General features: G+C 41.4%; 11 protein-coding genes, 1 tRNA gene and 1 pseudogene. 4 read left to right on the plus strand and 9 right to left on the minus strand.

Going from position 1 to position 19447, the window contains the following annotated elements; translation table 11 throughout:
* The first annotated feature begins 78 nt into the window (after positions 1-78).
* The gene (locus QZR70_RS00330; protein ID WP_295792290.1) at positions 79-468 is read left to right on the plus strand and encodes a helix-turn-helix domain-containing protein; all 390 of its coding nucleotides are present in this window, start codon (positions 79-81) and stop codon (positions 466-468) included.
* A 94-nt stretch (positions 469-562) separates the two neighbouring features.
* On the opposite strand, the gene QZR70_RS00335 is transcribed toward QZR70_RS00330, so the two are convergent.
* Complete coding sequence (locus QZR70_RS00335) at positions 563-1270, minus strand: GntR family transcriptional regulator (protein ID WP_295792293.1); 708 nt, start codon at positions 1268-1270, stop codon at positions 563-565.
* Positions 1271-1483: 213 nt separating this feature from the next.
* On the opposite strand from QZR70_RS00335, the gene QZR70_RS00340 reads away from it, so the two are divergent.
* Positions 1484-2425, plus strand: coding sequence for a diacylglycerol kinase family protein (locus QZR70_RS00340; RefSeq protein ID WP_295792295.1), 942 nt, complete (start codon positions 1484-1486; stop codon positions 2423-2425).
* 68 nt (positions 2426-2493) lie between these two features.
* Here QZR70_RS00340 and QZR70_RS00345 read toward each other — a convergent pair.
* The 3 genes and pseudogenes from QZR70_RS00345 to QZR70_RS00355 all read right to left on the minus strand — a co-directional run bounded on the left by QZR70_RS00345 (position 2494) and on the right by QZR70_RS00355 (position 11281).
* Positions 2494-3615: pseudogene (locus QZR70_RS00345) on the minus strand (IS1249 family transposase).
* Positions 3616-3897: 282 nt separating this feature from the next.
* Complete coding sequence (gene addA / locus QZR70_RS00350) at positions 3898-7764, minus strand: helicase-exonuclease AddAB subunit AddA (RefSeq protein WP_295792297.1); 3867 nt, start codon at positions 7762-7764, stop codon at positions 3898-3900.
* Positions 7754-11281 carry a PD-(D/E)XK nuclease family protein gene (locus tag QZR70_RS00355; RefSeq protein WP_295792299.1) on the minus strand — a complete coding sequence of 1176 codons (3528 nt, stop codon included), beginning with the start codon at positions 11279-11281 and terminating at the stop codon, positions 7754-7756. Before QZR70_RS00355 ends, addA begins: the two co-directional genes overlap by 11 nt.
* A gap of 334 nt (positions 11282-11615) precedes the next feature.
* Here QZR70_RS00355 and QZR70_RS00360 point away from each other — a divergent pair, with 334 nt between their 5' ends.
* On the plus strand, positions 11616-12593 hold the full coding sequence (locus QZR70_RS00360; RefSeq protein WP_105093665.1) for a hypothetical protein: 978 nt from the start codon (positions 11616-11618) through the stop codon (positions 12591-12593).
* A 152-nt stretch (positions 12594-12745) separates the two neighbouring features.
* Here QZR70_RS00360 and QZR70_RS00365 read toward each other — a convergent pair whose 3' ends face one another.
* Positions 12746-13297, minus strand: coding sequence for a GDSL-type esterase/lipase family protein (locus tag QZR70_RS00365; protein WP_295792300.1), 552 nt, complete (start codon positions 13295-13297; stop codon positions 12746-12748).
* Between the two features lie 143 nt (positions 13298-13440).
* On the opposite strand from QZR70_RS00365, the gene QZR70_RS00370 reads away from it, so the two are divergent.
* The gene (locus tag QZR70_RS00370) at positions 13441-14238 is read left to right on the plus strand and encodes a hypothetical protein (protein ID WP_287539353.1); all 798 of its coding nucleotides are present in this window, start codon (positions 13441-13443) and stop codon (positions 14236-14238) included.
* A gap of 138 nt (positions 14239-14376) precedes the next feature.
* Here the strand turns inward: QZR70_RS00370 and QZR70_RS00375 are convergent, their stop codons facing one another.
* The 4 genes from QZR70_RS00375 to QZR70_RS00390 all read right to left on the minus strand — a co-directional run bounded on the left by QZR70_RS00375 (position 14377) and on the right by QZR70_RS00390 (position 19373).
* On the minus strand, positions 14377-15600 hold the full coding sequence (locus QZR70_RS00375) for an MFS transporter (protein ID WP_039968878.1): 1224 nt from the start codon (positions 15598-15600) through the stop codon (positions 14377-14379).
* 133 nt (positions 15601-15733) lie between these two features.
* Positions 15734-15822: transfer RNA gene (locus QZR70_RS00380), tRNA-Ser, on the minus strand.
* 161 nt (positions 15823-15983) lie between these two features.
* Positions 15984-16937, minus strand: coding sequence for a magnesium transporter CorA family protein (locus QZR70_RS00385; protein WP_119206768.1), 954 nt, complete (start codon positions 16935-16937; stop codon positions 15984-15986).
* A 303-nt stretch (positions 16938-17240) separates the two neighbouring features.
* A complete protein-coding gene (locus QZR70_RS00390) occupies positions 17241-19373 on the minus strand; it encodes a heavy metal translocating P-type ATPase (RefSeq protein WP_119206770.1) in 2133 nt (710 codons plus the stop codon).
* Positions 19374-19447 lie beyond the last annotated feature (74 nt).

A 19447-nucleotide genomic window follows, 5' to 3' on the forward strand; every position in this document is an offset into this window, starting at 1 on the left:
TCTAGTTTTCTATATTAGTCAATCACCAACAGTCTCAGTATACTATATTTAGAGAGCAGGGAAAAGGAAGGAATCCCTATGAAATCTGCATCGACACCTCTAACTGAGCTACGAATCAACACCTATGAAGATCCGGTCTTACAGCATCAGTATGTTTGTTTAGGCCATAAAATTGCCCATATTCGCATATCTCTAAACATGTCTCAATATGAGCTAGCACACCACGTGGGCATTAGCCGCAGTTATTTAAGCAAGCTAGAATGTGGCACAGGTATATCTGGCATGTCCTTAGAGATTTTATTTAAAATCGCTGAAGCATTCCAAATTGACGCAGCACAACTCGTAAGGCTGCGCATCGTAGATTATAAAAGCTGTAATGCGCATCTTTCATCACACTACAAACGATTAGAATTTCTAAGTCATACACGTAACAATACACCAGCAAAAGCTGATTCAAAGCTAAGCTAAGTTAAATTAAATTAATTAAATACAGTAAACATCTACTACATAAAAAGCTCCGCCAATAGCGGAGCCTTTCATATAGCATGCCCAACAAAAGGCATTATACTTCATTAAGTTTTTTATGTTGTACCTCTGCATTTGCTTTTTTGAAGATAAATGCATTGTTAATGTGCTGACGCATAGCAGTTTCTGCGGCTACTTCATCATGACGCTCAATGGCATCTACGATATGATCATGTTCATCGTCGCAATCATGGGTACGCACTGCATTAAAGGAGCTAATATACATATCGCGATTAACGCGTTCACGGAAGCTTGCAAGGTATTCTACAACGCGTTCATTACCAGAGTAATGAGCGATCATTGTATGGAATCGACTGTTTACTTCAACACGTTCTGTAGCATCTTCGATTTCATGCATTTCTTTACAAATCTCACGTAATTCTTTAATTTGTTCATCTGTAGCATGACGTGCACAAAGTCTTGCACCAAGGCCTTCCATTACTTCACGCACTTGATACAATGCAATGATTTCCTCTGGTGTATCAGACTTTACAGTAACGCCCTTCCAAGGAACAATCACTACGAGATTATCTTTCGCCAATTTACGGAATGCTTCACGCACAGGTGTAGCGCTCACTTGCAATTGCTCTGCAATTTTTACTTCGTTAAGCTTTTCTTGCGGCATCAATTCGCCTGTTAAGATAGCTGTTTTTAATGTCAAATAAACTTGTTCACTAAGAGGTAATCTTTCAATAGAGTCCACCGCGGACAATTTGTATTTATCTTTAGAATCTTGTCGTCCCATTACTATCCCCTAACCTTATGGCCCGTTATATCTTTCATACTTTCAAAGAACGGCTAAAATGAGTATAATATATTGTGCAATATATTTTATTTTGAATAAATATGTCATATGTGATTAAGTGCATATAATACAATTATAGAGCCCATATCTAAGACTGTCAATTTACGATAGATAATAGCTATATCTCATTTTTGAAAGTAAGGAAGTTATACCATGAGCCGTTGTTTGGTAATCATAAACCCTGTATCGGGTGGCGGTGCGGCGCGCCGTTATGCCCTCGATTTACAATGGAAATTGAGCACCTTATTCGAAACGATTGAGGTCAAGTTCACCACCGGTGAAGGAGATGCTACACGTTTTGCAAAGGATGCTTGCGAACGCGGATTCGATGCTGTATTCTGCATGGGCGGTGACGGCACCGTAAATGAAACCGTAAACGGTATTGCCCAAGGGGGCTTCAAATCTACCTTTGGTTTTATACCAGTAGGTACTGTTAACGATATGTCTCGTGCCCTTGGCATTCACCAAAACCCAACACAAGCAATCAAACGAATTGATATCAATCAAACTCGTACCATTGATATCGGTCGTTGCAATGATAAATATTTCTGCAACAATATCGCAGCCGGTGTTATTCCAAAGGTAATCGAAGAGGTTACCCCAAAGGAAAAAAGCATTTTAGGCCCACTCGCCTACTTCTTGCGCGCAGGCCAAGCATTGTTCACAACGAAGGACTACACATATCGCATCCAAACAGAGAACGATGATTTTATCTGTAAATCACCGCTCGTGTTAGCATTGCTTACCAATGTAGTATCTAGCTTTGAACGCTTTATGCCAGAAGCCTCTGTAGACGATGGCTATATGCGTATCATCATCTTTAAGGAATACTTCATCCTCGATATCCTAAGCGTACTACCACTCATCATCAGTGGCGCCATCTATAATTCCCGTTATACAACAACACTAACTGTAAAAAAAGCTCATATTGAACTATTATCTAATATCGGTGATTTACCTACTAATATGGACGGCGATCAAGGTCCATCCATGCCAGTAGATATCGAAGTATTGCCGCGTGTACTAAAAGTATTCGCACCAGCAAAACACAAAAAGAAAAAGGCTTTGAATTTGCCTATATTACCGCATATATAACACAAAAGCTCTCTATCCAAGGATAGAGAGCTTTTTTATGGGGTTATAGGACAAAACGTGTTGGTACTTTAATCCCAATCATTGAAAGATAATTTGTCATAGTTATGCAAATCACCCCAAGAAATGGCATCTCCCCAAGTTGGAATTATGCCTTGAAGTTGGGCTCTTTCATTCATAGAACTATATATTTTAGAAATACTTGCATCAGTTGGCATTACCTTAAGTATTTCTTTTGCAGAAAGCGGTCTTGGTGAGTGTAAATAACACCACCAAAAGACCGCTTTTATACGTTTTTCTACAGACATTCCTCGATGGTAACGCAATAAACGTCTGAGTTGTGCGTTTACTCCGCCTTCAATAGGGTTATTAGTCCTCGGACATTCTTTATCCAACACCAATGTTTCATCTAAATATCGAAACATTGTCTCTGTATTAATTAATACCACTAGAGAGTTATAGGCTTTTAGTAATCGTTCATGCGTAGCTCTTAAATTATCATTACTATCACGTGTCATTTCACTTAGAAACTCTTTAAAAGTCACCCTCCAATTAAATAATTGTTGAATCCATATTTTTGCATCTTCCTGTGTTTTTACGTTATATAAATCGCTTGCTAAATCTTTTAACATAATGCCTGCTAATGTCTTAGGCCGCCTAGTAGTGTAACGATGTACTTGCCATACGGCATGAACAATACAACGTTGAAGCTTGGCGGTACGCCAAACTTTTTTTAATGCTTTTCTAAGACCAGGTCCACCATCAGAAACGACCACAATGGGGGTCGCTATTCGCTGCATAAGAGCTTGCCATGAGCGAGACTGTTCTGACCTACATAAATACCACCCCAATACATATTCACCATCATAACAGATCAAAATACAAGCTTTTTTAGCTAAGTAAATACCATCAACGAATACCACATCTCTCGAGGTTTCAATTTTGGGCGGCATAGGCCATATTTGCCAGAAATCCGCTATCTGTCTACGAAATGTACGGCCCTGCCCAGGCATGTCCTGTTATGTTTCTTTACTAAATAACCAATTTAGAAATCGATGAAAACATTTAGTAGTATTATCAATAGTTTGTGTAAAGGTGATGTTACACTGCTTACAATGCCATCGTTGTGATCCAGCTTTAGTTTTCCCATATTTTTGACAAGAAAATCCACAATTTATACATCTTACCAGCATGATTATTCCCTCCACTTAGAACACGATTTTCTAAGAAGATATAACCTTATTGAAGCCAGTAAAATCAAGGATTTTGGGACTTTTTACCAACACATTTTGTCCACCCTCTAAGTTTATCAAAAGAACTTAAAATAGCGATGGAGCCAGTAATTTACTGGCTCCATCGCCTATAAAACCAACACGTTTTGTCCTATAACCCTTTTTATGTGTATTACATATCTAATTATTACAACATATCACACACGAATAGAGAAATCCGCTAATCATATGTAAATGGCTAAATTAATCTACAACAATTGCATCATGCAAGCGGAAGCTATAGATATAGCATGCTTTTACCGGCATGCCCGTCAATCGTTGCAAGGCCTCTTTATAGAGGTCCATTTGTATTTTATAGCGCTTGATAAGGTCTTCTCCAGATTTGACGCGATCTGTCTTGTAATCTACGAGAACCCATTCACCGTCTTCTTCAAAGGCAGTATCGATAATACCTTGAAGGAATAGATTTTCGCCATCCTCTAAGGTGTCATATACGCGTTTTCCTTCAAAGAGCATACTAAACGGCAATTCTCGTTCGATACGCTTAGCGTTGATGAGACGCTTTCCAAGGTCAGAACTGAAGAATTTATAAAGACTGGTATCGCTTAATAAATTTCGTTCTTCCTCTGTGAAAGTCCCTTTCGTTACCAATTCATCCAGCTCTTTTGTTAAAGAAGCTTGCGTGTACTTAGTAAGAGGTAACCATTGCATGGCCTCATGCATCAAGGTACCCCATTGAGCCCCTGTTAACACATCCTCTTCGGACTGTAATGCTTGAGGCTTGCGACCGAATACAGAGTTCGCTAAATCATCAGCAGAAACTGTTCTAATTGGTACAGTTTCATTACTGGTAGCATTCCTATCAGCATTACGTATATCTAACTTAATAGCTTGACCTAAGATTGTATCTGAAACAGCTCGTTGAGCGCCAGCCTCTACCGTATTTACTGCTTCAGCAGGTGTATTAAGGGTATCAATTGTCCCTGCTTCTAGTTCTCGTTCTTGGAATCGTCGTTTCAATTCACTAACAGAGATTTTAGCAGTCCGTCGTGTGGCATCGTTGTACGGATAGGTATAGTTAAAGCGGTCTACTATTTCCTGTGGTAATTCTACAGCATTAACAGCTTTTAACTCACGTACCTTGTTGATAGTGGTTTCGTCAATATCTGCTTTATAATCGAGATCACCGTAAAGAGAGCCATCGTGAATTTCAACCTTGATACGACATTTCTTGTCCGGTAAGTCAAAATAGGTTGGCCCTTCGTACTCAATGGCTACACGCAATGGATTGCCGCCGTCTAAATGACGAGCAAAGCCCATAATGAGCCAATCTAAATACGTATTGGCTTGAGTGATAATATCCGTTGGCAATTGTTGGCCTTCTACAGAGGCAGCATTTTTAATGAGTTCACCTAAGGTGCTCAACCCACCCTTAGAATTTTTAAAGCCTTTCACAAAGCCTGTCATAAACAGCTTATCTCGTGCTCGTGTTAACGCTACATAAAGAATACGCTGTTCCTCGGCTTTCAGGGCTGCCTCTTTGACATCTTTCACGTAGAACCACGGCATGGTCGGGAAGGATACTCGAATATCTGGGAAGTATCCCTTTAAGCCAAGGCCTGCGTTCTTATCGATAAGAAGCTCAGAGCGAAGGTCCATCATATTGAATTTCTTTTGCATCCCAGATAAGAATACAACAGGGAACTCGAGACCCTTACTCTTGTGAATGGTCATGAGGCGCACTACATTATCCGCTTCACTGACCACATTGGCAAGAGGCATATCTTGATTACTGTCGCGCAAGCTTTCAACAAAACGCAAGAATCTAAAGAGTCCACGGAAGCCAGAGGCCTCATAGCCCTTAGCGCGGTCGTATAAGGCGAGAACATTCGCACGGCGTACAAGACCATTTGGCATGGCACCCACATAGTTTACATAATCTTGGGATTCGTAAATATCCCACAATAAATCGGTCACACCGTGACGACGTGACAAGGTACGCCAACGCTCCATATGTCCAATAAAGGATAATAAGCGCTCATCTTGTGCCTCTTCTGCATAAGCAGGCATGAGAGACCACAAAGAACCCTCACCAGACAAGCGCAACGCACCTAACTCATTTGCATCAAGCCCAACGAGACCAGAATGCAAGACCGCTGCCATCGGCAAGTCTTGTTCAGGATTATCTATGATGGATAACAACGCTAACAAGAGCTGGATTTCTTGGGCTTCAAAGTAACCATCCCGTTCGTTTACCACCGCAGGGATGCCTGCTTGACGCATAGCCTCTACGGCACGGGTGCCCCACCCCGCCAAGGATCTGCGCAAAATCGCAAAGTCTCGCCACTCGATTTGACGGAATGTACCATCTGGATTTTGCACCTGCTTCTTAGCAGCGTGAATTTCCTTAATCTTTTGAATAATGAAATCTAGCTCGCGTTCGTTGTTCTCAGGGTCATCCCCTTCGTCTTCATCGCTTTCACTAGCACCGAGGGTATCCTTGCTCACATCTAAAAGCTGCAATTCCACGTCGCCTCCAACCCAGTCCTCAGGCGCATCCTCTACAATGCGACCAGGAATGAGGGATTCTGCCTCTGTATAGTTAAGCTCTGCCGCCTCTTCCGTCATGATTTGATAGAACAAGAAATTTGTGGCAGCCAAGATATTTTCGTGAGATCGGAAGTTCTTCGCCAAATCAATACGGCGCTCTACCGCATCAGTACCGCCGTAGGTGTTATATTTCTCCATAAACAGGGAACTGTCGGCCATACGGAAACTGTAAATAGCCTGCTTCACGTCGCCCACGTAGAACCGATTATCGACGCGAGAAATCAAGTTGATAATCGTCTCTTGCACACCGTTCGTATCTTGGTATTCGTCGACCATGATTTCTTTGAAAGTATCTTGCAGCTCCTTCGCCACGTCAGACGGCTGAGGATCATCCTCTGTGCCAGGCTCAACGAGAAGGGCTAAACATAGATGTTCCAAGTCACTAAAGTCCATGATGCCTTGTTCTTGTTTCATATCCCGATACGCCTTATGGAACGCAATGGTAATCTCTACTAAACCTTCAATGATAGGATATTGAGCCTTGAACTGCTCTTGTAAGGTAGCTTCCGGCACTGTGAATACAGCAGCTTGCATCGCTTTAAGGTCATCTTTATTTTGGGAACCTAAAGATTTAAACTCTGCTTGTAAACTAGGGTCAACCTCTTCTCCAAGTTTATTAAAGCGGTCTTTTATAAAGGTATCCGTATGTTTACAAGCTTCCCCCATATCATCCCAGGTTTGAGCATTTAAAAGCATGCCTAGTGCAGCTAATTGGTTATCGTATATGTTTTGCCATTTGTGAGGCCCTACTGGATCGAGCAAGATTTGTTCCAGCCGCTCTAAGCGCTCACGAATGCGATCTATGACAGCTATATGTTGATTCCACATATATTGACCCCATAGCGTATCACTTGGGTTTATTTCCATCGCCTCTTTATAAGGTGCTAATGCTTTACGTAGCCATCCATCAGGATTAGCAAGGGACATAGCGTAGTTATATAGGGACATAATCTTCGCCGTTAAGCCTGCATCAGATTTATCATCACTGAAGAAGTCTGCCAACTCATAAATATTATAAAGACCCTCTTCATAGGATTTAGTCAATAAATCGGCTAATACCTCTTGTTGTAAGAGTGCCATTTCTGCTTCGTTACCAATGCGAGCCGTTGGATTAATATCGAGCTTGTAGAAATAGGAACGAATCACCCATTGGCAGAAGGAATGCAACGTAGAGATATGAGCAGATGGTAAGAGATTAAGCTGTCGTTCAAGACGCTGCTGCATAGCCTCATCATCAGTAGACTCCATGGCTTTTGCCAAGGCAAGCCCAATACGAGCACTCATCTCTTGTGCCGCCGCCTTTGTAAAGGTTACAACCATGAGCTCTTGCACGGATAAAGGATTATCCATATCTTTAAGACGCGTAATGATGCGCTCTACGAGAACAGCGGTTTTACCTGAGCCAGCCGCTGCAGCGACTAGCAAGGTTTGATTGTCTAAGGACGAATCCTTAGGCGCTATAATGGCAGACTCCTGCTCTGGCGTCCATTTAACACCCATGGTTTTCACCTCCTTCGCTACTGTTGTTTCCATTATTGCGATTCCCGTTGTTATCGCTATTTTCGTCGTTTAGAACCTCTTTCATCCGTTCTAATGCATCATCTTCGGATAGTCTAGATAAGTAATTATATCGATTGCGACTAGAGTCAAAGCGGCATATGGTATTGTAATCACAGTAAGTACAAGGTCTGTTCTTATTTAACTGGTACGGCTGAATTGGGAATTGTCCTTCTCCAATATGACGACCAATGTCAGCCATTACGTGATTAGTATAACGGCACATTACATCAAATTCACCGGTGTTCTTAACCTTATGCAAGTCTCTACTAGAAATTGTTTGATCCTTTTTCGTCGCAATCGGCACATATGGACCTCGTTTAGAACCGTAGGATAAGAACTTATTATCGATATGCGTTAACAACTCAACATCATCTGAGAAGTAGCCGCTATTTTGCCACGCATCACTTTCTTTAGCCAAGGCTACTGCATCTTCATAAGATATAGGCGCGCCAGCAGGGATTTTAGGGTTCTTCACATAGGAATACACCACAGCCGCAGGAGCCATAGATTCGCCTTGCGTGTTACCATAAGCGGATTCTAAGGCTAATAGATATGTCATGAGCTGCAATTTAAGACCATAATACACATCTTGTGCCGTTACATGTGCGCCACCCGATTTGTAGTCGATAACCATACCATAGGTTTGACCGTCTCGGGTATATTCATCGATACGGTCAATTTGACCAATAAGGCGTAAATAGCGATCTTCTCCAAGAGGCACACGAATCGGATCCCAGCCACCTTGACGTCCAAAATCTTGTTCTAAGTATTTCGTATCAAAATCACTGCGCTTGGACCACTCTACAAGGCGGTCTACCGTCACATGTAATGTTCGTTGTACACGCTGCTCGATTGCCTTTTGGTAGGCATCGCTCGTTTCCTCACCGCCCTGATTTTCTTGTAAAATTTCTTCCGCTACGGTACGGCACAAATTTTGTTGTTCATCTTCATTGAGGTCACGCCATTGTTTATTGTTATCTAATAGATAATTACCTAAACGCTCTAAGTTAGCGTGAAGGAATGTACCAATTTCAGGAGCACCAAAGGAGCGTACACGACGCGGTTCCAGTTTCAAACCATATTGAGCATAGAACTTGAACGGACATTGCTGATATCTCTCTAGACGCGTTACAGAACCAGACATGTAGCCTTTAGATAGGAATAATCCATTTACTAAATCCTTCGTAATAACCGGTACATCGTTATTATCTCGAATACCACGAGACACCTCACCTAAACGAGGACGATAGGTGTCGCTTTCACGAGCCCAGTTATAAAGGCCCCACCATAATGGATTGACCTCATGACCACTAAAGAGAGCCCCCCAACGCTCCGATAATAAAGACAAGCTTTGAAGCGGACGCCATACATAATCAGACTCGGTATCAGGTGCAATGGATAGAGGAATATCTACAGCCTTAGCGACGTAACCAAGGGATTCTAGTCGTTTCACCACGAGGGATGGCTCAAGGCCTGTTCCATCCTCACCAGAGCTTGCATAGGACAAGGTCAACGAATCGGATGCCCGTGTCATAGCTAGGTATAGTAGGAAATTCTCGTTGAAAGCCTTCGGCAACGCTCCTTCAGCCAGGGTAATACCGGCCTCCGCCAATTCTTGACGTTCCTTATCCTTAATAAGTCCTTCGTCGCCCATACTTTGTGGGAAGATGCCTTGGTTGAGGCCCATGACGAACACCTTAGGCCACCATTGGCTATAACCACGTTCAATGGTGGTAATCACCACATGATCTAGAGATGGTGGAATCATAGAATAATTTACATCGCTCAAGCCTTCTTCGAGGAGTAGCATCATCTCATCTAAGGTCAACACTTCGTCCTTCATGACCATAGAGATTTCGTCTATGAAAGAAATAACTGCATTGTACATCTGTTCATGGCTAGCTTTAGACTCTTGATCACCTACAGTTTCTGCATCCTTCGCCCACTCATAGAGGCGCTGTGGCACTTGCAATGTTTCTAATAAACCATAGAGCTGTTCACCCCATTCGGCCCCCGTATGGCCTTCGCTATGAGCAGCAAAGTCAAACCATGGCGATAATATATCCATAATGGTTTGTCGTGCTTGATTAACACGAGCTCTACGCGGTGCATCTACGTGACTAGCTTCGTCTTGACCTTCGTGGAAGCCTCGTAAATACGGCCAGCTTTCACGTTCCCATTTATAATGATCAATGCCAAACTCGAGCACATAGTTCTCTAATTCATCTACGGCCTCACGAGTAAGAGGCATCAAGTCCGTTTTCAGCAAAAGGAACATGCTGTCCCGGCTGTAACTATGGCGCACAATATCAAAGAGAGCCGTCAATAATTCGCCTAGCGGATGATTTTTCATAGGACGCTGACGGTCGATAAAGTGTGGAATACCATAGCGAGCGAAAACCTTCTCTAAGGTGTCTCCGTATGTTTCCGACTCGCGAAGCATAATACATACATCACGATACCGTGCCTCCGGAGAAGATTCCACATAGTCCAAAATACGACGAGCTATAGCGTCAGCTTCCCGTTCTCTGTTATAGCCACGAATGAGCGGAATCGTAGTATCTGTAGAATTTGGCTTACTAGGACTAGTAAAGTAATTAGACTCTAGTTCTTGTACGATTTGAGGACCCCGTTTCCCATCAAATCCAACCCAGTTAATACTAGAACCATAACGAGCCACTAAGGTATCGTAAATTTCTAAAGGACGACTAAAGAGATGTTCCCCTCGACGAGCGAGCTTTAAGGCCTTTGGAGCCATCGGTAAATCTATGGTTATAACTGCTTCCTTCGCCAAATCAAACAAGGTGTAAATCAACTCATAGTGTGTAGGTGTAAACCAATGAAAGCCATCGATGAAGACGTGACTATTTTCCATTAATGGAGATTGAGGCAAGGCCTCTACAATTTCCATAATAGGATCGATATCGCGCTCCCCATGACGGCTGATTTCCTCTTCATAGGCAGCCATACAAATGGCAAGTTCACGCAATTTCTTTTGTAATACTTTATTTTTTACAGACTCCGCCCCACGTTCTAAGTCTGTAGGACCTACGCGGAAGGCACGAAACTCAGAAAAGAGCTGTTGCAATACAGAGGAAAACTCAGGCCGCTTGGTAGCCTGTTCTAAGAGGCCTAGTTCCTTTTGTTTTCGTTTCATAACAAGGCGCAACAACATAGACCGGCCAAAGCTAGATAAGCTTGATTGACCGGCCCCCTTAGAGCCTATGGATTGATATACTTGGTACCCCAAACGACCAAAGCCTACAACGCGAACTGTGGTAAAGCCTTTTTCAGGCATAAACTCGGCAAGCTCTCGCTCTACGCGATACGTAGCTGGTTCAGGAACGAGTAAGATTATGGGTTCCCCTGGACAATCGGTCATAACTTGACGTATCCGTTCATATACGGCACGTGTTTTACCAGATCCTGCTCGTCCATAATAGACGCTAATACTCATGAGACCTCCCTAGTGAAACTTTCACCATCTCAATTTATAGAAATCATAAATTTCATCTTATTTTTAAATTTCTTTTCCTCAAGTATAGATTTAAACTAATTTTTTCGATATAATATATTACTATACTACGTATTATTATATAGTAATATGATATTCTGTGCCTAATTATGGGGTAATTAAAGGCAAATTGTACAATATTTGACTCATTAGATTAAATTTGTTTATAATTAAGAAAATATTTTATATTTTATTTACAATTAACAGAATTTCATATATAATACATGTTAGTATTTGTGTTATTTGTAAAAAATCATGTATTTAGGAGTGAATTATTATGAACAAAAAACATTTAGCAGCTGCTTTCGCAGTATTTGCAGCTACAACTATGTCTTTCTCTGCTTTCGCAGCATCTGTTGATGCTAATGCACGTGCTTACGAACGCGCTGCAGCTGAGCAATATACTTACGCTGCACCTCAAGCAGCTACACCAGCGTACCAATCTGGTTATGTAACAAGCGCACCACGCCCTGGTTACAAACCATTACCAGCGGTACCTTACACAGCAGGTGACATGGCTCAACAAATGCCTGTATCTAAAGAATTAGGCGATCCAATCTTCGTAGCACCTGAAACAACAGCTGTAGGTCTTCAAATCATGGACCCTATCGCTACTAACAGCCAACCTGTATACCAAGAAACTGTAACTTCCGTAACAGCTAATGGTAACGGCAGTGCATATGTTTCCCGTTATAAAACTAACCAATTAAACGCATTCGACTTGTTGTTGAACGGCAAATCTTACACTTACGACTTGCCTGCATACACTAACGGCTACCAAGTGAAAACTGCTAGCTCCTACAACCGTGCTGGCGACGGCGTTGCAAATGTATTCTCTACAAACGTAATCACTGAAGCAGTTGTAAACAACAACTCCTTGCGTATCACTGTTAACATGACTCAACCAACAGCTGTAGCAGCTGCTAAATTGCGTTCCATGCAACAAACTGGTCAAGTAGCAGGCGGTGAAGTAGCTGCATTGTTCGCTTACAATGAAAGCTATGATGGTGTAAAACAAGCTGCTCATTACGACGTATTCAACAACGGCAACCGTTACATCGTTGTTAAATCTGGTGCTGTAACAGTTCCAAATGGTGCACAACACCCTTACGCAACTGCATTGTTCGCAGTTACTGACGACACTGTAGCAGCTGTAACAGTATCTGGCAACACTGCTGATACTTACGATTTAGTTAAAGGTACTGCATACGCAATTGCACAATCCGCTCGCGTATCTAACGCACGTACTCGCTAATTCTAACTATAATTCGTTACGAATTAACTATAATGGTGAAAGCTACAAGCCTTCACACCTAAAGACTATATAAATCACCAAAGCCCCGAATGAGGTATCTCATTCGGGGCTTTTTTATGCATCTTATCAATTGAATTCTTAGATTTATTTTTTTACGATAATCTTGTAAATACTTCTAACGCTTTATACGCCATCAAACGATAGCCTCTTGCATTAGGATGTACTTCACCGGCAAAGACAATTTGGCCGATTTGATCCGCTTCGTATAATGATGTATAAAAGTCTATAACCTTCAAATCATGCTCTGCAGCATAGGCTTTCAGTTGTTCATTGACCTCTCGCACCACAATGTCGAGTCCATCCATATCACTATCGATTTGTGTTTCCAAACCAATAATAACCTTCCCCTTTGTGCTCGCTAGTTCAATAGCTTTCACCAAGGTCTTGAACACATATGCACTATCTCGACCTTGTAAGATATCATTAGTACCACACATTAAGAAGATATGACGCGTTGAATTAGCTACAGCTGTAGGTAGCCATTTTTCAATGTTATAAATCATGCCCTGAACGGAGCAGCCGTCTTCACCATAATTTGTAAAATGTACACCCTCTATAGATGCATCACAAATTTCAACCCAACCTTGGCCATAAGGCACATCATAACCGCGGGTAATGCTATCGCCAAAACAGATAATTTCCATATCTAGACCTCCTGTACTATGCATTAATCATATAACAAAATGACAATTATATACAATATACATACTATGGATTTTTATATGCATTTTTTATAGAATTACATGTTTGACTATGGTATACTAATTCCACATAAGAGAGGTCAAAGATGAGAAAACTATATCCCTTTTTAATACTAGCATTAGCAACATTACAATCAGCTAGTGCGATTTCACAATATGAATTAGAGAACAAGCCTACTCAATACCAAGTTGCTTATAATAGCCCTTCGGAGACTGTGTATATCGACTTAAGTACACTTAGCCTAGCACAGTCAGGTCCTACATATAGTACGCTTCACGCTCGTACAATTAGTCTCTATAAAAAGCAGAATATTATTGCTGATTATTCAACTAATTATACATACCATCGTGGTAACACATCTAAAGATATTTACCTCATGGATTGGCATGTAGCACCGGCGAAATTCTACCAAGTAAATGGCGCACCTATAGGAACTGCTAACAATCAGCGTTCTGTTCTATCTACAGGTGCTCACGTCGCTACAAAGGGTTCTCCTGTAGCTGAAATAGGTCAATTTATTTTACATAATGCATTGGAATTAGAGCGTATTACCTATACATCTAAGAACCCATACGTACCACCTCGTCCATATAAACCATTAAGTACACCGGCTCCAACAGAAGATAGGCCATTATTTGGAGTTCAGCCACCAGAAGGTATCTATAAACCGCTAAACCAATTAGAATCTCCTTATACATCTAATCAACCACGGTTATTTCCTTCTAAATTAGGTATATATGGACCCGTTCCACCACCACCGCCTCAAGGGCCTCGACCTAGTGATTGGATTCTCGACATTCAAAATCAGGACATGCCCGATCCAAATACACCTATGAGTGATTGGAGACCGCAACCTGATTATCATGCACCGCAAAAACCATAATCAAAAAATATAGTTACTCGTAACGTATAAAAAGAGACTGAACTGTCCCCTATTTAGGAGATCTAATTCAGTCTCTTTTGTTTCATATTTTATTTGTTTCCATACAATCAGAGGAACCTATTGTATGATGCTTTCACATTATTTAAGACGTACAAAGAACAATGCAATAGCACCGATAACTGGTGCAATGGCAAGGGTCATCAATGCAGATTGATAGCTACCTGTAGCCGTTAACATGCTACCTAAAATCATAGGTGCCAACATAACACCGATTTGGTTGAATAAGTTTACAAACCCTGCTGTAGTACCACGTAAATGAGGTGCTGCGGATTGAATTACGAGAGCATTGGTCAATGCACTATGCATGAAAGCACCAATACCAAGGATTGGACCTGTTATGAAGAGCATATCTGGATTTGTAGTGCTCGCAAAGAGGATCAATGCTGGTGCGAATAAGAACATAACAAGAGCTACTAAATGGTTTTTCTTAATCGGTAAGATATCGGACAAAATACCGATGGTCGGCTTTGCAATGAGCGCGGCTAAACCAAAGGCAGACATTACATGACCTGCATAGATAGCATTAACGCCGAGTTGTTTGACCATGTACAAATTTGACCATTGAGCCACGGCCCAAGTTGCGCCTGTAGCAAAGAAGCCTGCAAAAGCAAGACAGCAAATATTGCGATTTTTCAAAACATGTAGCAAATTTTCCTTTAAGGAAGTCTTTTCACCTATATGAGCAGACGCAGCACTCGCCTCTGCTTCTCGTTGTGCCAAGATTTCAGCACTTGGTTTACGAACAGTAAAATAGCTAAGAATGAAAACAAGGATTGGTAATACAGCTGTTAAAAGGAATGCATTTTGCCAACCATAATTAGTGGCTACATATGGTGCGTATAGGTTTACAGTGGTCAACCCAAGAGATGTACAGGACATAAATATACCAACTGCAGCACCACGTTGATTAGGACCAAAGTAGTCCCCAATAGCACTTAAACAAGATGCTTGTACTGGACCAGATACGATACCTAATAAGAAGCGCAATACCCAGCCATAGGTGTAATTATCGATGGTACTCATCAATGCCGTAATGAGCGCCATAGAAAGCAAGCTCACCAAAATCGTATAACGGTAGCCAATGCGATCCGCTAAGATACCGCCTGGTAAAACCATAATGGCATAACCCATATAAAAAGCGGATAAATAAGCCGTACCCATTTGAGGTGTGAAACTCAACGCTTCATTAACAATAGGCATCAAGGATGCCCAAGATAGGCGCATAACAAAACTAATCAAAAATGTTAGCCATACGCTGACAAGAATTAAAATCTGAGTTCGTGAGAAACTAAGTCGATTCATACGAGCTCCTTTCTACAGAATAAAAACATATAAAGTAATCATACTATAAATACAGGGTATTTTACAAACTTCAAAGATTAACAAAATACAATAAAAAGCCCTCTAGGCATAACCTAAAGGGCTTTCTAAATTGTGGCGGAGAGGGTGGGATTCGAACCCACGGCCCCTTGCGGAGTCACTGGTTTTCAAGACCAGCTCCTTAAACCACTCGGACACCTCTCCATAACGGTATTATTATATCAGATTGGCCCAATAATAAGCAACAACGTAATATCATACAAGAAAAAAAGCTGGCTCAAAGCCAGCTTTTTCATGTGTATTTGTTATTAAATTAATAGTTCAACTATTTACTATTGAATTAAGTATTCACTAATTATCATAAATTAGAACAAATCTTTTTTCCACATACCGATAATAGCAATAATAGAGAATACTAATGCAACACCTATAACCTCATAGAATCCCTGTGGATCATCTTGGAATGGCAACGGCACGTTTGTCCCCCACAAGCTAAATACGATTGTTGGCACCGCCATAGCAATAGTAAGGGTCGCCAACATTTTCATAACCAAGTTAAGGTTATTAGAAATGATGGATGTAAAGGCGTTCATCATGTTCATCAAGATATTGGAGTACATTTCAACCATCTCGATGGCCTGTTTATTCTCGATGATAACGTCCTCTAGTAAGTCCTCATCCTCTTCGTACATCTTGAGAAGATGTTTATAGGAACTATGACCACGCAAGCGCAATAGACGTTCCATAACGGTACCATTCGTGCGCAATGCAGATGTAAAGTATGTCATGGATTTCTGTAATTCCAATAATTGGAAGAAGTCTTTATTTTTTGTAGTATGACGCAATTGGACTTCAATATCGTCAGTACGGCGGTTGATTTGTTGCAAGTAGCGCAAGAACATAGTTGCTGTGCGATACAAGATTTGGAACAAGAACCGCGTCTTTTTGTATGTATAGAACGTAGAAATCTGATTAGAAATAAATGGATACAACACTTCAGACTCTTCTAAGCAGATAGTAATGAAGAAGTCTGGCGTCAAGAAAATACCAAGCGGTACTGTATCATACATATCGTTACCGCGGATAACCGGAATATTAATAACGATAAAGATGTAGTTATCCTCTAACTCCACGTGAGAACGTTCTTCCATATCGAGAGCGGTCTTTAAAACGTCCGTTGGGATTTCCGTCAAAATATTGATAAGGGATAACTCATCGGGGTCTGGGTTCACCAAATTTACCCAAGAACCTTTTGTGGCATCTGATACAGTGCTATCGGAAACTAACTCTTCTTCTATATGTTTATACACCGTAATCATGCTATCCCTCCTTCCAACGAACTTATAGTAATCATCTAATAAATTATATACTATTTTATAGCTATTATTCAATTCAATTGTGAAAGTTTTGTGTATCTAGAACATACATATACAGTTTTATGTCTATTTATGATGTACAAATGTATATAGTAAAAGTATCGTAAATGTTTAATCCACACAATAAAATAACCTCTAAGTTAGTCAGTTACTAACCTAGAGGTTATTTATATCAACCCTAATCATTCAGATCAGGAGAATGTAATTTATTTCGTTCCTCTACAGAGATATAAACTCTGCTTTCACCTAATTGCGGCGCAAGATACGAACAGAGTTCAAGATACAAAGGATGGATACACCAGTATCACCAAATACTGCCCACCACATGGATGCATAGCCCATGAGGCCAAGCGCCATGATAAGGATTTTTACAGCAATAGCGAATACTACGTTTTGCCATGCTACACGTAATGTCGCTTTGGACAAGTCAAGGATATGTGCAATAGCAGTCAAGGATGGACGCATGAACACAACATCTGCTGCCTCGATAGCCGCATCAGCACCACTACCCATCGCGCCACCTACATCAGCACCTGCAAGTACTGGAGCATCGTTGATGCCATCCCCTACGAACATAGTTGGACCATATTCAGAGCGAATATCTTGTACTACGGACAATTTATCTTGAGGCAACAATTGAGCGCGAACAGCACTTACGCCAGTTTCTTTAGCGATGTAATTTGCACTTGCTTCAGCATCACCTGTAAGCATAACAGTTTTAATATCTTGACCATTAAGATTAGCAATCGCTTCAGCAGAGTCTGGGCGAGCTTCATCGGCGATGATGATACGACCTAAGTATGTATTACCTTCTGCGACAAGAACTTCTGTGCCATATTCAGCAGCCTCTGTTGGATAGCCTTGCACATTATAGCGTTCCATAAGGCGACGGTTACCAATAAGTACTTGTTGACCATCAGTCATACCCACCATACCTTCACCAGCTAACTCTTGAACGAAATCAGAAGGTTCCACTGTAAGGCCTTGATCTTTTGCTTCAGACACGATGCTTGTTGCGATTGGATGTGTAGAAACGGCTTCGATAGCTGCCGCCATGGATAACAATTGACTGGAACTTACATGAGAGCCTACAGTTTCTACGCTGTGAACTTTGAACTCACCAGATGTGATAGTACCAGTTTTATCAAGAGCTACTGCTTTCACATTAGCCAACGCCTCGATAACGCGACCACCTTTTAATAAGATACCGTGTTTAGACGCATTGCCGATACCGGAGAAGAATGCAAGTGGCACGCTAAGCACCAATGCACATGGGCAAGAAATAACGAGGAATGTTAAGGCTGTGTAGATCCATTTATGCCATTCACCAGTAATAAGGGATGGAATGATAGCTACAGCCAATGCAAGAGCTACAACGATTGGTGTGTATACGCGAGCAAAACGCGTAATGAAACGGTCGATTTTAGGTTTAGAAGATGCTGCATTTTCCACGGCATCAAGAATTTTAGTAACCATGGATTCTTCAAGAACCTTATCTACACGCATTGTAATGCGACCAGATTCGTTGATACAACCAGACATAAGTTGAGTGCCAGGTACAGCGCGAACCGGTACAGGTTCACCTGTTACAGGAGCTGTATTAACGCGTGTTTCACCTTCAAGAACAGTACCGTCTAGAGGAATTAAATCGCCAGGACGAACTTCGATAGTCCAGCCTACCTCAACCTTTTCAGGCGCCATAACTACGATTTCACCACCGCAGCATGTATCTACAACGCGCACCTCTTGAGGACGCATATCAACTGCATTCATGATTTCTGTACGGCTACGGTCAGTTGCTTTTTCTTCGAAGAACTCACCGATGCGGTAGAACAAGATAACGCCTACTGCTTCAGGCAATGCATCGATAGCAATAGCACCCAATGTAGCGATAGACATCAAGAAGTTCTCGTCGAACACTTGGCCTTTTAAGATATTGCGGCCTGCGATACGCAATACTGGGAACGCAAGAAGGATATAAGCAATATAGTAAATTGGTGTTTCAATGCTCTCTGGCAAGCCGATAGACGGCACAACTGTAGTCAACCCTTCGTAGGCTATGAATAACAAGCCTGCTACGATGACTGCAATTGTTACAGCATCACTACCACGATCCTGGTCAGAACCATGATCATTCATAGCCGCTTTAGATTTACGTTCATAATCTGCTACGGTTACGCCCTCTTCGATGGTATCACAAATGTCTTGAATGTCACGTTTAAGAGCTTCACGGTCTTCCCAAGAGCCGGTTAATTTTAATTGATGTGTAGCAAGTGTGAAATTTGCAGTCTCTACCACATCCATTTTACGGATACGATCTTCAATTTTTGCTGCGCAGTTCGGACAGTTCAAATCCTTCAATAGCAATGTTTCTTCCATGATATCTCCTTTGATAATAGTGAAATCTTCTATCCTGTATTGTAAATTAATAGGTAATATTTTTCTAATACTTA

The organism is uncultured Veillonella sp., assembly GCF_900545205.1.
GTDB lineage: Bacteria > Bacillota > Negativicutes > Veillonellales > Veillonellaceae > Veillonella.

Bases quoted from the DNA above. Each gene is read 5' to 3' on its own strand.
- QZR70_RS00340 (WP_295792295.1), top strand. From the start codon at position 1,484: ATGAGCCGTTGTTTGGTAATCATAAACCCTGTATCGGGTGGCGGTGCG.
- QZR70_RS00370 (WP_287539353.1), top strand. From the start codon at position 13,441: ATGAGAAAACTATATCCCTTTTTAATACTAGCATTAGCAACATTACAA.
- QZR70_RS00375 (WP_039968878.1), bottom strand. From the start codon at position 15,600: ATGAATCGACTTAGTTTCTCACGAACTCAGATTTTAATTCTTGTCAGC.
- QZR70_RS00385 (WP_119206768.1), bottom strand. From the start codon at position 16,937: ATGATTACGGTGTATAAACATATAGAAGAAGAGTTAGTTTCCGATAGC.
- QZR70_RS00330 (WP_295792290.1), top strand. From the start codon at position 79: ATGAAATCTGCATCGACACCTCTAACTGAGCTACGAATCAACACCTAT.
- QZR70_RS00355 (WP_295792299.1), bottom strand. From the start codon at position 11,281: ATGAGTATTAGCGTCTATTATGGACGAGCAGGATCTGGTAAAACACGT.
- QZR70_RS00390 (WP_119206770.1), bottom strand. From the start codon at position 19,373: ATGGAAGAAACATTGCTATTGAAGGATTTGAACTGTCCGAACTGCGCA.
- QZR70_RS00365 (WP_295792300.1), bottom strand. From the start codon at position 13,297: ATGGAAATTATCTGTTTTGGCGATAGCATTACCCGCGGTTATGATGTG.
- QZR70_RS00360 (WP_105093665.1), top strand. From the start codon at position 11,616: ATGAACAAAAAACATTTAGCAGCTGCTTTCGCAGTATTTGCAGCTACA.
- addA (WP_295792297.1), bottom strand. From the start codon at position 7,764: ATGGGTGTTAAATGGACGCCAGAGCAGGAGTCTGCCATTATAGCGCCT.
- QZR70_RS00335 (WP_295792293.1), bottom strand. From the start codon at position 1,270: ATGGGACGACAAGATTCTAAAGATAAATACAAATTGTCCGCGGTGGAC.